The organism is Clostridium sp. 1001275B_160808_H3 (assembly GCF_015550425.1).
Lineage (GTDB): Bacteria > Bacillota > Clostridia > Clostridiales > Clostridiaceae > Clostridium.
Map to the genome: position 1 here is coordinate 146,161 of NZ_JADNAT010000005.1, position 13,910 is coordinate 160,070.

Annotated in this window: 9 protein-coding genes; 8 read left to right on the forward strand and 1 reads right to left on the reverse strand. The window is 26.0% G+C overall.

Features of this window, described 5'->3' with window-relative positions; all coding sequences use genetic code 11:
• The first annotated feature begins 314 nt into the window (after positions 1-314).
• From I2A75_RS05690 to I2A75_RS05715, 6 genes are all read left to right on the forward strand, one after another.
• Positions 315-2,282, forward strand: coding sequence for an acyltransferase family protein (locus I2A75_RS05690; protein ID WP_195263510.1), 1,968 nt, complete (start codon positions 315-317; stop codon positions 2,280-2,282).
• 70 nt (positions 2,283-2,352) lie between these two features.
• On the forward strand, positions 2,353-3,141 hold the full coding sequence (locus tag I2A75_RS05695; protein ID WP_195263511.1) for an SDR family NAD(P)-dependent oxidoreductase: 789 nt from the start codon (positions 2,353-2,355) through the stop codon (positions 3,139-3,141).
• A gap of 81 nt (positions 3,142-3,222) precedes the next feature.
• Positions 3,223-3,594 (forward strand): hypothetical protein, encoded by a 372-nt coding sequence (locus tag I2A75_RS05700; RefSeq protein ID WP_195263512.1) that lies wholly within the window; start codon positions 3,223-3,225, stop codon positions 3,592-3,594.
• Between the two features lie 522 nt (positions 3,595-4,116).
• Positions 4,117-4,950, forward strand: coding sequence for a deoxyribonuclease IV (locus I2A75_RS05705; protein ID WP_195263513.1), 834 nt, complete (start codon positions 4,117-4,119; stop codon positions 4,948-4,950).
• 91 nt (positions 4,951-5,041) lie between these two features.
• Entirely contained in the window at positions 5,042-6,208 is a 1,167-nt protein-coding gene (locus I2A75_RS05710; RefSeq protein WP_195263514.1) for an SAM-dependent methyltransferase, read from the forward strand.
• A gap of 124 nt (positions 6,209-6,332) precedes the next feature.
• Complete coding sequence (locus tag I2A75_RS05715) at positions 6,333-9,707, forward strand: AAA family ATPase (RefSeq protein WP_195263515.1); 3,375 nt, start codon at positions 6,333-6,335, stop codon at positions 9,705-9,707.
• A 293-nt stretch (positions 9,708-10,000) separates the two neighbouring features.
• Here the strand turns inward: I2A75_RS05715 and I2A75_RS05720 are convergent, their stop codons facing one another.
• Positions 10,001-11,110: a GerMN domain-containing protein gene (locus tag I2A75_RS05720; protein WP_195263516.1), complete on the reverse strand. Its 1,110-nt coding sequence runs from the start codon at positions 11,108-11,110 to the stop codon at positions 10,001-10,003.
• Positions 11,111-11,272: 162 nt separating this feature from the next.
• Here I2A75_RS05720 and I2A75_RS05725 point away from each other — a divergent pair, with 162 nt between their 5' ends.
• Together I2A75_RS05725 and I2A75_RS05730 are read left to right on the forward strand one after the other, a co-directional pair.
• Positions 11,273-12,253 (forward strand): alpha/beta hydrolase, encoded by a 981-nt coding sequence (locus tag I2A75_RS05725; protein ID WP_195263517.1) that lies wholly within the window; start codon positions 11,273-11,275, stop codon positions 12,251-12,253.
• An 84-nt stretch (positions 12,254-12,337) separates the two neighbouring features.
• Entirely contained in the window at positions 12,338-13,672 is a 1,335-nt protein-coding gene (locus I2A75_RS05730; RefSeq protein ID WP_195263518.1) for an FAD-dependent oxidoreductase, read from the forward strand.
• Positions 13,673-13,910: the final 238 nt, after the last annotated feature.

The window sequence follows — 13,910 nt, forward strand, 5'->3', positions numbered from 1 at the left end:
TTTTTTAGTGTAAATAATAGGCAAAGATCTCCATTTGAGTTCAAAAATATTTTTAATCAAGTAAAATCAATGGTTTATAAAGGGTCTCACGTTTCGTGAGATCCTTTATAAAAATGAGAGATTAAATTTTTAAAGGCAATAAAGCTTACTCGAAATTGAATAAATTTTATATTAAATAGAGTTCTGAGACTACATCGTTTTATCTAAAAATTAAAACATATATTAAATAATCACAATATATGTTAAATAATTACAAAGGTGCTATAATATACATATTAAATAAATATTATTAATGAATATAAGGGGAGATAATAATGGAGGAAATTAAGCAAAGGTATGATTCAGTTAATATTATGAGGATGGTAAGTGCTTTACTAGTTATCGCCATTCATACTTCAATATTTGGAAGTATCAATCAGACAGCTAACGACATTGTTACTAAGGGCATATCTAGAATTGCAGTTCCGTTTTTCTTTATTTCTACTGGGTATTTTATGTTTAAAAATATTAATAGACAAGGGTATATTAAGAGCTTTATAAAAAGGCTAGTAAAAATATATCTAATAATAGGTGTAATTGATGTTTTGTTAATTATGCCATATGTTTCTGTAAGGTTACAAGGTGGTTTCATTAAAGCATTACAAGTTATATTAATAGGAGGTATTACTGAAAGTTTATGGTATGTACCTGCAATAATATTATCAGTATTAGTTGTAAGTGTTTTTATTAAGAAAAATTGGGTAAAACCATTAGTAATAGTAAGTATTTTATTATATATAATAGGACTACTAGGGGATAGTTACTATGGGTTAATTGTAAATACACCATTAGAAAAAATAGTTGATATTTATAAAATGTTATTTATAAATACAAGAAATGGAATAACCTTTAGTGTACCTTTTGTTGCAATAGGAGCTTTAATGGCAAAGGGTAATATAGCAAATAGTATAAAGAATATAAAATATGCTGTTTTAGGATTTTCTATTTTACTTGGAATAGAAGGATATTTATTGAATGCTAATAATATAGCTATTGATACAAATATGTATATATCACTTATTTTGCTAGTTCCAGCAATATTTCTATGCCTTTTAAATTTAAAATTTGAAATAAGTGAAAGAACTTCTAATATATTAAGAGAAATGAGTTTATGGGTATATTGTGTACATGAAACAATAATGCTTATGTTACTAATATATGTTGGGAATTTTAATACTATAATGATGTTTTTAATTGTATCATCTATTTCAATATTTATTGCATATTTAATTTCAGCAAAAAAAGTAAAAATACCTGCAGTTAATATTAAAAAAGAAAGAGTGATAGCATGGTCATTTTTAGCTTTAGCTATAATTATTTTAGCTACTAACTCAATTAAAGGTAGTAAATCTGTAAATAATTCTTCAACTGCCTTTAATTTAGATGGAGAAGCAACTGATATAGTTGGACCATTATATAAAATAAGTGATGAAAATAGTAGCTTATATATTTATGGGTATTATTCAGCAGGAACTCAAGATATGTATCCATTAAATGAGGCAGTGCAAGAAGCTGTAAAAAATAGTGATGGAGTAGTAGTTGAGGTAAATACGCCTAATCCATCAGATAATAGGTATATTGAATTAAGTATGTATGCGAAAGATGATAGTATTGAAAAGCATATAACCAGTGAAGCTTTAGAAATATTGAAAGAGATTTCATCAGAAAAAAATATGAGATTTGATCAAATAAAAAGTTATAAACCTATACCAATAGGCTCAAATTTTCGAATGTTATATTCAGAGGTAGAAGGGCATTCAATGAATTATTCACCACAAGGTTTTGTAGAGGCCTTTGCATCAAAATATGAAAAAGATAAAATACCAATGATGGATATTTATGAACTTTTAACTGATATGGTATCTGTATCTAATGAAGTAGAGGATGCAAGTATTAAGCTAATAAAATATTATAAAGAAATAAAGCCGGAAAATTTAATAAAGTCATTAGAATTATGGAAAAATGGTGACTTAGAAGCCTTTAATAAATTTGATTCAGTGGAAGAAAGCTTAAATGATACTGAAAAGAAAGAGTATCAAAAGATCAACGATGTATATAAAAAGCATAATGATGAGTTAAACAACAAATATTATGAAATTTACTTAGGTAAATTAAAAGACTTTATGAAAGAAGATAAAAATTATTTTGTATCAATTTCCTCTGATTTTATGGGAGGAGAAAATGGTATATTAGAGAGATTAATTAAAGAAGGATATAAAGTAGAAAAGATTGATAAAAAATGATTATTTAAAAAATTGAGCTTATGGGCAAAATATAATTTGATACATTGATATTATATTTCGGAGGTGCCATATGAAAAGATTAGATAATAAAATTTCTTTAGTAACTTCATCAACAAGAGGAATAGGATTAGAAATAGCTAAAAAATTAGGTGATAATGGGTCAAAGGTTTATCTTGCTGTAAGGAGGTTAGATGCAGGTAAGAGGATTGCTGATGAAATTATTGCAAATGGTGGTAAAGCGGGTGTAGTATATTTTGATGCAAGTAAGCCAGAAACATATAAAACTATGATAGAAGAAGTTATTAATAAAGAGAAAAGATTAGATGTATTAGTAAATAACTATGGAGGAACTGATGTAAAAGCAGACTTTGATGTAGTTACAGGAAATACAGAGGATTTTTTTAGAATAGTACAAGATAACTTGCAAAGTGTATACTTACCTTGTAAAGAAGTAATACCTCATATGATAAAAAATGGAGGTGGAAGTATAATTAATATATCGACTATAGGTTCAGTAATTCCTGATTTATCACGTGTAGCATATGTTGTATCAAAGGCAGCAATTAACTCACTAACTCAAAATATAGCAGTTCAATATGCGAAGCAAGGAGTTAGATGCAATGCGATATTACCAGGTCTTATAGCAACTGATGCTGCTATGGACAATATGTCAGAGGAATTTATAAAAGGATTTTTACGACATGTTCCATTAAATAGAGTTGGAAAGCCAGAGGATATAGCAAATGCAGTAGTATTTTATGCTAGTGATGAATCATCTTTTATTACTGGAGATTTAATTGAAGTTGCAGGAGGATTCGGACTTCCAACTCCATTATATGGTGATTCTATCACTAAGTAAAATGAATTTATAATTATTTTATATAGTAATATATACAATAAAGGGAAATAATGCTATAATAGTAAAAAGGGGGTATTTAATATGAAGGATAACAGAATTAACTTAGTTATAAAATCTTTACTTTGGGGTATAGCTTGGCTTGGGGTAGCAGCATTAATAGGATTTATAATAACTAAAGTAACACCATATAAAAACTTTGAAAATATCTTATTTATAGAAGGTATTATATTAGTTTTTGTAGGAATCTTTGCGTCAATATCAGGAGATCCAATGGGGCTTTCTATGCAAGGACTTGGGCAAAACAGTGCTCAATATGCAGCTATTGCAAATTTAGAAACTACTAAAATGGAAAGAGAAAAATCTAATAGAAAGTTAAATGTAGCACTAGCTGTTAGTACATTTTCCTTAATATTAGGTGGGTTGTTTAGTGCAGGTTTAACTTTTATTATATAGTTTTATAGAAAGCTATTAGGCATTATAGAAATCAAGAATAAAGCTTTTTATTAGTATTATTTATAAAAATATATAATTAAATTTTTTCATCAATATCAGCAGATTCAATTGCCCTTTCACTAATGGGAGGGGGTAGAAGCTATAGAACAGAAACAGACATCTCATTTGCTTTTAGTAGTTTATCTTTAATAATTGGTGGAATTTTATCTACTGCATTAACTTTTATAATGTAAATTAGAATTTATGTTTTTATAATAGAGTTGCTGTTTTAATTATAGCAACTCTATTTTGATTTACTTAATAAAATATTATATTTATATATTTTTATTAAGTAATAAATATTATTAATTAGTTCTTGATTTACTACAGACTATTATAGTATTATTTTATATAACTAACAGAAACTAATAATTAATAGGATTAGTTTATAAATTATAAAGATTATATGATAGTTTAATATTATCTAATAAAAAGATTATTAAAAGTTACAAATTGAAATAAGACTATACTTTGGAGGTAATTATGTTAAATATAGGATGTCATTTATCAACTACAAAAGGTTTTGAAAATATGGGAAAAGAAGCACTACAAATTGGAGCAAATACATTTCAGTTCTTCACTCGTAATCCAAGAGGTGGTAAGGCAAAAGAAATAGATATGGATGATATGGAAGGTCTTTTAAAAATTGCAAGGGAAAATAACTTTGCAACTATTTTAGCACATGCTCCATATACATTAAATGCATGTTCAGCAGATGAAAGAACAAGAGAATTTGCAAGAGAAATGATGGCTGATGATTTAAATAGAATGGAACTTATGCCAAATAACTTATATAATTTTCATCCAGGAAGTCACGTAAAGCAAGGGGTAGAGATAGGTATAAATTATATAGTAGATTTACTTAATACTGTATTAAGTAAAGACCAAACTACTACAGTTTTACTAGAAACTATGGCTGGAAAAGGTTCAGAAGTTGGAAGAACCTTTGAAGAAATAGCAGAAATAATATCAAGAGTTGAATTAAAAGAAAAGATGGGAGTTTGTCTTGATACTTGCCATATTTATGATGCGGGATATGATATAGTAAATGATTTAGATGGGGTTTTAGAAGAGTTTGATAGAATAATAGGATTAGATAGATTAAAAGCAATTCACTTAAATGATAGTAAAAATCCATTTAAGAGTCACAAAGATAGACATGAAAAAATAGGAGAGGGTTCTTTAGGGTTAGAAGCTATAACAAGAATAATAAATCATCCAAAGCTAAAGCATTTACCATTTTTCTTAGAAACTCCAAATGAACTTGATGGTTATGCAAAAGAAATAGAACTATTAAGAAGCAAATATGTAGAATAATAAAATTTCTTGCTATCTAGTAATTTCTTGTGTAATATTTACTTATCGTAGCCCTTATATTTGCAATTTATAGCAAGGAGTTGTTTTAGATATGGAAGATTTAAAAAATGCTATTTATGAAATGTTAGAAGAAGAAATTTTAAAGATAGTTATTAGTAATAAAGCAAATAAAGAAATTGAATATAATAAAATAAGTTTTTTACTTAAGGAAAATAATAAGGGGAAAAAATATTATCAAATAGAAAAATTTACTGATAAGCAAGTTTTTCATGAAAACATTGAAATTAATCAATTGGAAAAAGCACTATTTGAGATTGTAAATGAAAATTACAAACAATTGTCAGCATGGTCTAATGAAACATCTTTTGATTTAAAAATATCAAAAAAGGGAAAAGTATTTTTAGGAAAGAAAAAGAGTAATAATTCTAATCTTTCTAATAAGAGCCATAATAAAGAAAAAAATTACATATTAAAAGAGGGTATGATAATAGAGCCTTTAATAGATTTAGGGGTTTTCACTAAAGAAGGTAAAGTTATAAATTCTAAATATGATAAGTATAAGCAAATAAATAGGTTTATTGAAATAATAGATGATGAAATAAAGAAAAATGATTATAAAGAACTTACTATATTAGATTTTGGTTGTGGAAAATCATACTTAACTTTTGTTTTATATTATTATTTTGTAGAGATAAAAAATATAAATGTTAAAATGATAGGATTAGATCTTAAAGCTGATGTAATTAAAAAATGTAATGAAATTGCTAAAAGATATAAATATGATAATTTACATTTTGAACTTGGAGATATAAATGGATACAAGTATGAAAATAATGTTGATATGGTAATAACACTACATGCTTGTGATACAGCAACAGATTATGCATTGTATAATGCAATAAAATGGAATGCAAAGATGATTTTCTCAGTACCATGTTGCCAGCACGAATTCAATCATCAAATGGAAGCAAGTACATTATCTATATTAACTAAATATGGAATAGTTCAAGAAAGAGTAGCGGCATTAATGACAGATGCAGTAAGGGGAAATCTTTTAGAAGCAGCTGGTTACAAGACACAGCTTTTAGAATTTATTGATATTGCACATTCACCTAAGAATATATTAATAAGAGCTTCAAAATCTAAAATTTCAATTGAGAAAAGGGAAAAAGCTTTAAAGGAAGTAGATTCACTTATAAATGAATTTAAATTTAATCCAACATTATTAAATTTATTGAAAAAAGATGATTTAATATAATTTACAATGCTGTACTTTGAAAAGTACAGCGTTTTTTATATTAATGAGTAAGTTACAATAACTTTGATAAAAATAATAAGGAATAGTCTAATTACAGTAAATTATAAAATGAATGGGAGGACATATGGATAGAGATGAAATGATATTAAATATAGAAAAGAAATTAAATAAAGAATTTATAGGTCAAAAAGAGTTTTTTAAAGAGGTATCAGAATATTTTATAAATAAAATAGAAAATGAAGAAAAAGGAATTTTAACTGTAGCAGGGCATAAGAACACATTTAAAAAGATAAGTATAAGAGCTATTTTCGAAGAGTTATATAAAAATAAGCTAATAAGAAATAGAAATTTAGATGAAATTGATTTAGCATCTTATAATTTTAATATGGGATATAATGCTTTTTTAACAGATTTATATGAAAAGTTAAATAATAATAAATCTGAGGGATTGATGTTTAAAAATACAGAAAAAGCGTCAAAGGAAATAATGAAACTATTATCAAGTATATATCCTAATACTTGTATTCAATTAAACCATGATTATGTAATTAAGAACAAATTTTTAGTAGAAGCTAAAGAGCAAGATAAAAATAAAATTAATAAGATAGTTTGTCATAATAAATTTTTTATATTTATTTATAACTATGAAGATAAGAATGAATTTGAGGACTTCTTACAGGTATCATTAAAAAATAGCGATAGAATTTTTTATACTAGAGAGCTTACTGAAAAAGAAAAAAATATAATTATAAGAAAAAAGTTAACAAATGAAATTGAAAAAATAAAAGATGATTTTGGCATACAAGTTCTATTAGGATTTAAGGACAGTATTAATGAAAAAGAAAAGTTCGGTGTTTGCGAGTATCTTCAAAAGAACTTTAGCAAAAATAGTGGCTTTGATATTACAGAATATATATATTATAAAGTAAGTGATCCTTTAAGAAACTTGGTATTGAAAGAATCAATAGAAGCAGGAGAAAAGATATTACTATATATAGATAATAATAAAATGCAATGTAAAGTAAATAATGAAATATATAGGTTAAATAAGTATTCTACTCCTACTTTGGATGAGGTTAGATATAAATTAGAATCTATAATAGGGGTTAAAGAGCTAAAAGAGTTCTTAGTAAATATAGAAAATAATTATAAGGTACAAAAAATAAGAGAAAAATTAGGACTAAGAGTATCTAGAATATCTTTAAATATGATATTTGCGGGAAATGCAGGTACTGGAAAGACAAATGCAGCAAGGATAACTTATGAATATTTAAATGCTTTAGGTTTATTGTCAAAAGGAGTATTTGTAGAGGTTAGCAAGGCAGATTTTATAACAGAACATATTAATGAAACTGCTAAAAGAACAAATGACATAATTAATTCAGCAATAGGAGGAGTATTGTTCATTGATGAAGCATACGCTTTGTGTGAAAGCGAAGATGATAAGGTTGGAAAGGAAATAGTAGATGCTTTACTAAAAGGAATTGAGGATAATAGAAATAATTTAACAGTCATATTGGCTGGATATGAAAAAGATATGGAAGAATTTTTGAGTTTTAATCAAGGACTTAAATCCAGGTTTCCTAATACGATACATTTTGAAGATTATAATCCAGAAGAAATGTATAAAATTGCTAAGCAAATTGCAAAAACAAAGGGATATAGAATTGCAAATAATGTTAAAAATGATTTAATAGATTTGTTTACCAGAAATCAGCTTACAGGAAAAAATGATTTAGGGAATGCAAGGTTTGTAAGAAATATAATAGAAAATGCTATTATATATTCTTCAAGAAAATATCTAAATAGCAATAAAAGTGAAATAGACTTATTAGAAAGAGAAGATTTTAACTTTAAAGCTAGTGCTAAATTTGATTTGGAAGAAAAGTTAAAGGATATAATAGGGTTAGAAGAAGTTAAAAATCTTTTAAGAAGTCAATATAAGCTTTTAATTGCTCAAGAGAAAAGAAAGTCTGTTGGAGTAAATACGGAGATAGATCAAAACTTAAATATGGTATTTGCGGGTAATCCTGGTACTGGGAAAACCAGTATAGCAAGATTAGTTGCTCAAATGCTTAATAGTATGGGATTATTAAAAGTAGGTCAATTAGTAGAAACAGATAGGTCTAGTTTTGTTTCAAATATCCCAGGAGAAACTTCTAAAAAAACAGAAGAAAAATTTAAAGAAGCCTTAGGTGGCGTATTATTTATAGATGAAGCATACACTCTTGCTAACGATAGTTTAGGAAGAGAAGCCATAGAAACACTTCTTAAATTAATAGAGGATTATTCAAAAGAGGTAATAGTTATTTTAGCTGGATATGAGCAAGAAATGGAAGAATTCTTTGATGTAAATATAGGACTTCGATCAAGATTCCCATTATGGACTAATTTTGAAGATTATAATCCAAATGAACTTTTAGAAATGGCTATAAGGTTAGTTGAATCAAAAGGATTTAAGTTATCTAAGAATGGATATACAGCACTTAAAAAGAGTTTTGTTGACATATATGAAAATTCTGATGCACAGTCAGGAAATGGTAGAATGGTAAGAAATTATGTTGAGAATTTAATAAGAATTCAAAGCATAAGAATTGCAGAAGAAGATATAAGTGTTTACGAGATGAATTTAATAACATATAAGGATGTTGAAAAACTTAATACTTCCCAATATGACAATGAGTTTGATTTAGAGGAAAAACTAAAAGATTTAATTGGAAATGAAGAAGCTAAAGAGTTTTTAAGAAATCAATATAAATTAATGAGAGTAAAGGAAAGAAGAAAAAGATTAGGGTTATCTACAGATATAAATAGATATATGAACATAATTTTTACTGGGGATATCGGAACAGGTAAAAAAACTGTATTAAATATATTATCAGAAACATTATATAGTATTGGTGTTGTAAAAGCTAAAAGTATAGTAGACCTAAATAAAGAAGAAATTATAGATAATATGAAAAATGGAATATCTTTTGAAGATATTTTAAATAAGCAAGTTGGTAAAGTAGTTTATATAGATAATGCTGAGTTCTTATTAGAAGATACATCAAATAGAATAATAAAGGACTTAATCAAATTTATAGACAAGAATAGTAATAGAATAGTTATAACTTTATCAGGAAAAAGTAAAGATATTAAAAGTCTTATGCAGTTAAATCCAGAATTAAATTATAGGTTTCCATCAATGTTAAACTTTAAAGATTATAACAAAGATGAATTATTTAATATGGCACTAAGCATTTTAGAAAATAAGAAATATGTTATAGATGATGAATCTAAAGAAACTTTAAACAAGACAATAATAGAATTAGATGATAATAGAAATTTAAGTTTAAGAAATGGCTTAATGATAAAACAATATTTAGATATTCTTATTAGAGAACAAAGTATTAGAATTTGCGATTCTAAAATAAATCCTAAAGAAATGAATACAATAATCTCAAGTGATATTACTAAGAGTAAGAATCAATTTTTATTAAAGAATATTTTTGATTGATGGTTTTAAATATAAGCGTAGAAGATATATATGAAAATAGAAAAGCAATAGGGGCAATAGAATATTTATATATTTTATTTATTCATTGTTTGTAGTTACTATTAATTTCTTTATAGTAACTACATATATTTGAAATTTAGAATTTGGGTTAATAGATATAGTAGTTAGTCTTGTATGAAAACAAAACTAACTACTTTTTTAATAAAAGATTATGAACTTATTTATATAAATAAATTGGAATAGTGTGAAGGTACTAGTATCTAAATTAATTATCAATCTAATAAAATAATTTATTAGATATTTAAAGGCTTGATATTATCTACATCTATATTAATACATTCATTTACTTCTAAAATTATATGGCTACCTGAATAAGGTTTGCCATTTACTAATATTATAACTTTATCTACGCCATAATTATATCCATAAGTTAATGCTAATGATTTTAAAGCAGCGGCTTCACTTCCAGAACCAAGATTACTTAATAAATTATAATAAGATTTTGACAAGTCAACAGTTAGTGTATTATTTTCTCTATCTAGCTTAGCCGAACGAATAGATAAGCTATCGCCAAAATTAAATAAATTTTTATCTGGAGGATTTTTTAGTTCATTTGATAATGCAGTTACTAAGGCACCATCTATAACTTCAATAGGTTTATCTTTATAATAAAATACATCGTCAACGCAATTGTAGTAATATATTCTTGAATTTATAGTCTTTTTTACAGCATTAGTTTCGCTATTATTACCAGTATTAGAATTATTGTAAGAATTTTTAGAATAAGGGATAGCAGAGCTATAATCTACATTAAAATAACCATTAGGAAGATCACCTTTTAAAGAAGTATATAGCTTATCTCCAAAATAAATGGCAACTTTATCAACATTTAAATTATAAGCATAGGTAGATATTAATGAAGATAATAATCCGCTTTCTGTTGAAGATCCAAGAGTCATTTTATCAACATACGAAGAAGAAAATACTACAGTTAGAAGTTTTTTATTTTCATCTAATTTAGCAGAAGTGATTTCTACTTCGTTAGTTAAATTTAAAAAATTGTTGTTAGGGGAATAGTTTTGAAGCTCTTTGGTTAAAGCTTTTACTATAGCTTTGTCTGATATTTGAATTTCTTTATCTATATAATAAAGTTTCAATTTTGAAGAATCGAAATAAAATAAACGAACTTTAGTATTAGTAATTGATTTATTTTCATTAGAGTTATTATTTGATGGTTTATCATCAGATGGATTATCCGTATCCTTATCATCATTTGGATTTTTTTCTTCATCAACAATATTTTTTGAAGGAGTAGATACTGGCTCATCTTTACTTTTATTACATCCAATTAAAATAAGTGAAAATACTAATGAAAATATTAATAGAAATAATCTTTTTTTCATAGAATCACTTCCTAAATTTAATATCAATATAGTGTATTATTATACATAAGTATTATTGACAAAAATATAAAATTAATAAAAGTTTAATTTATTGTATAAATATTTGAAATATAATATAAATTAAAATAGTAAGGGACTATTATATTAATGGAAGGAGAAACAATGAAGAAATTTTTAAAAGTTTTAGGGATAATAATTTTAGTAGTAGTTTTAGTAGGTGGAATTTTTCTATATTCTATAAGAGATAGAATATCTTTATATACAAGTGTATTAAAGAAATATAGTGAGTTTGTAGAAAATGAAAAAAGTTTAACAGAAAATTTGTCGTTAAAATCTATAGATTCTATTGATTATGATGATATTATATATAAAAACACTAATGGAGTTCCATTAACCCTTGATATTTATGGACCAAAGAAAAGTGTTAAGGGTGGTTCACCAGTAATATTATATGTGCATGGTGGAAGCTGGGTGTATGGAAATAATGAAATACCAGAAGCAATATCACCACTTTTAGATGCATTTAGAGAAGAAGGCTTTACAATAATAAGTACTAGCTATGAGCTTATGAAAGGTGAGGAAAATTTCAGTAAACAAATTAGTGATGTAAAAGATACAATAAGATGGATACATAAGAATAAAGATGATTATGGATTTAATGCTGAGAGGATAGGTGTTATAGGTGCATCATCTGGAGCACACTTAGCATTAATGGCTGCATATAGTAGCGAAGATGAATTTGTTGATTCACAGGAACTACAAGGTTATCCATCAAATATAAAGTATTTAATAGATTTTTTTGGACCAACAGATTTAACAACTTTAGATACTAGCAATGTTCAATGGGATTTAGAACAAATAATAAATTCAGTAGGAGAACAAAAAGAAGATATTTTAAAACTTTATAGTCCAGTGAATTATGTAGATAAAAATGAGCCAAATACGTTAATAGTTCATAGTAAACAAGATAATACAGTACCTTATGAAAATGCAGAAATATTATATAATGAGCTTAAAGAAAAAGGAAATAAAACAGAACTTATAACATTAGAAGGAGCTAGCCATGATTTTTCACAAATAAATATAGATGAAATTGTATCAGTTGGCATAAAAATGTTAGAATTTATTGCAAAAAATATGTAGACTACATTATAAATGAATATTAAATAATTTTTAGCAAACTCTATTTATATAATAGTTAAACTAATTATATAAAGGAGAATATTTATGAAAGTAATTGTAATAGGATGCACTCACGCTGGTACATCAGCTGTTGTAAATTTAAAAGAATTATATCCAGATTCAGAAGTAGTAGTATATGAAAAAAATGATAATATTTCATTTTTATCATGTGGAATAGCTTTAAGTGTTGGAGGAGTAGTTACAGAGCCAGAAAAGCTTTTTTATAATTCTCCTGAAAACTTATCTTGCAGTGGAATAGTTGCAAAAATGAAGCATGAAGTGTTAGATATAGATTTTGATAATAAAAGGATTAAAGTTAAGAATTTAGTAAGTTCAGAAGAATTTGAAGATAATTATGATAAACTTATTTTAACTTTAGGTTCTTGGCCGATAGTTCCAAATTTAGAAGGACTAGATCTTGAAAATATATTATTATGTAAAAATTATAATCATGCTAAGATAATTGATGAAAAGAAAGATTCAGCAAAAAATGTTGTTATAATTGGAGCTGGATATATAGGTGTGGAGTTAGCTGAGTCATTTGAAATGTTAGGAAAAAAAGTAACATTAATTGATGCAGAAGATAGAATTATGTCTAAGTATTTAGATAAGGAATTTTCTGATATTGCAGAAAAAGAGTTTACTAATAGAGGAATTAAATTAGTTCTAGGAGAAAAAGTAGTAAAGTTCAGCGGCGATAATGGAGAAGTTCAAAAGGTAGTTACTGATAAAGGAGAATACGAAGGTGACTTAGTAGTACTTTGCATAGGATTTGCTCCAAGCACAAAATTAGTAAAAGGAAAATTAGAAACTTTAAAAAATGGTGCAATAATAATAGATGATTATATGAGAACTAGTAGGGAAGATGTTTTTGCAGCAGGAGATTGTTGTATGGTAAGATATAATCCAGCAAAAGATAGTAGATATATTCCTCTTGCAACAAATGCAGTTAGAATGGGAATGTTAATTGCTAGAAATATAAAAGAGCCAAAATTAAGGTATATGGGAACACAAGGAACATCAGGAATAAAGATTTATGATGAGTGTATTGCATCTACAGGGTTAACAGAAGAAGGAGCAAAACTTACTACAAATTTTGAAGTAGAAAGTGTAACAATAAATGAAAAAAATAGACCTGAATTTATGCCTACGTTTGAAGATGTTATGTTAAAATTAGTTTATGAAAAAACTACAAAAAGAATTGTTGGGGGACAAATTGCTTCCAAAGTAGATATGACTGAATTTATGAATACTCTTTCAGTTGTAGTTCAAAATGAAATGACTGTTGAAGAACTTGCAATGACAGATTTCTTCTTCCAACCACATTTTAATAAACCTTGGAGTATTTTAAACTCTGTAGCATTAAAAGCATTAAAATAAAGGTTGAAAATAGAGTTTATAAAATTATAGCTTATCAAAATGATAAAAATAAAAAAATAGCACTAAAAAGCTTATAAAATACTGGATTTAACCAAAGTGATAAAGGATTATCAAAATGATAATCCTTTATTTTTTTAATAAAATAGTCTTTAAAAAGGCCTTAAAATCATAAAAATATTAAGAAATCATATTAATAATTAAAGAAAAAGTTGGCATGGGTTTTGCTTAAAATATAAAT